The organism is Paraburkholderia monticola (assembly GCF_001580545.1).
GTDB lineage: Bacteria > Pseudomonadota > Gammaproteobacteria > Burkholderiales > Burkholderiaceae > Paraburkholderia > Paraburkholderia monticola.
Genome location: NZ_LRBG01000032.1, coordinates 1 through 1,550, shown reverse-complemented (window position 1 = coordinate 1,550; position 1,550 = coordinate 1). Strand labels below are relative to the sequence as shown.

The 1,550-nt window shown below is 64.3% G+C and carries 1 protein-coding gene; it reads right to left on the bottom strand.

Annotated elements, in window-relative coordinates; genetic code table 11:
* Window positions 1-29: 29 nt before the first annotated feature.
* Window positions 30-1,550, bottom strand: a 1,521-nt coding sequence (ilvA, locus tag CI15_RS20760; protein WP_062130432.1) for a threonine ammonia-lyase, biosynthetic, incomplete at its 5' end; no start/stop codon positions are given.

Sequence of the window (1,550 nt, the reverse complement as noted above, 5' to 3'; positions counted from 1 at the left end):
GCGATATCGTTGGGTTCTATCCGGAGAGATCAGGCGAGGAAGAGACGATAGACCGGGTTCTTCGTTTCTTCCCAGTATGGGTAACCGAGGGTTGCGAGAAAACGATCAAACGCCGCGTGGTCGCTGTCGGGCACCTGAATGCCGACGAGGATCGAGCTGTAGTCCGCGCCCTGGTTGCGATAGTGGAACAGGCTGATGTTCCAGTTCGGCGCCATCGACGACAGGAATTTCATCAGCGCGCCCGGGCGCTCCGGAAACTCGAAGCGGAACAGACGCTCATCGTGCGCGAGCGGCGAGCGGCCGCCGACCATGTAGCGGATGTGCTGCTTCGAGAGTTCGTCGAAGGTCAGATCGACGGTCGCGAAACCGTGCGCTTCGAACGCGCCCGCGATCTGCGCCGATTCGCTGCGATTGCGGATCTGCACGCCGACGAAGATGTGCGCGGAGTTGGCGTCGGCGATCCGGTAGTTGAATTCGGTGACGCTGCGCGTGCCGACCAGTTCGCAGAAGCGCCGGAAGCTGCCGCGTTCTTCGGGGATCGTCACCGCGAATACCGCCTCGCGCGCTTCGCCCACTTCGGCGCGTTCGGCAACGAAGCGCATGCGGTCGAAGTTCATGTTCGCGCCCGACGTGATCGCGATCAGCGTCTGATTCTCGATGCCTTCCCGTTCGGCATACTGCTTGGCGCCCGCCACCGCGAGGGAGCCCGCGGGTTCGAGCACGCTGCGCGTGTCCTGGAACACGTCCTTGATGGCGGCGCAGAGGGCGTCGGTATTCACGAGCAGCACTTCGTCGAGATATTCGCTGCACAGACGGAAGGTTTCTTCGCCGACGAGTTTCACGGCCGTGCCGTCGGAGAACAGGCCCACTTCGTTCAGCGTCACGCGCTCGCCCGCTTTCAACGACGCGGCCATCGCGCACGAATCGTCGGTTTGCACGCCGATCACCTTGATCTCGGGGCGCACCGATTTCACGTAGGCGGCGACTCCGGCCGCGAGACCGCCGCCGCCGATCGGCACGAAGATCGCGTGAATCGGGCCCTGGTGCTGGCTCAGGATTTCCATCGCCACCGTGCCCTGGCCGGCGATCACGTAGGGGTCATCGAACGGATGGACGAAGGTCAATCCGCGTTCTTCCTGCAGCTTGACCGCGTGACCGTACGCGTCGCTATACGATTCGCCGAACTGCACCACCTCGACCGTCGGGCCGCCGTGGGTGCGGATCGCGTCGACCTTGACCTGCGGCGTCGTCACCGGCACGACGATGATCGCCTTCACGCCCATGCGTGCCGCCGACAACGCCACGCCTTGCGCATGATTGCCCGCCGACGCGGTGATCACGCCGCGTCCGAGCGCCTCGGCCGGAATATGCGCCATCTTGTTGTACGCGCCGCGCAGCTTGAACGAGAACACCGGCTGGTTGTCCTCGCGCTTCAGATAGACCGGGTTGCGCAGCCGCGCCGACAGGTTCGGCGCGCGTTCGAGTTCGGTCTCGCGCGCGACGTCGTAGACGCGGGCGGTCAGGGTCTTTTTCAGGTAGTCGTGGGAAGC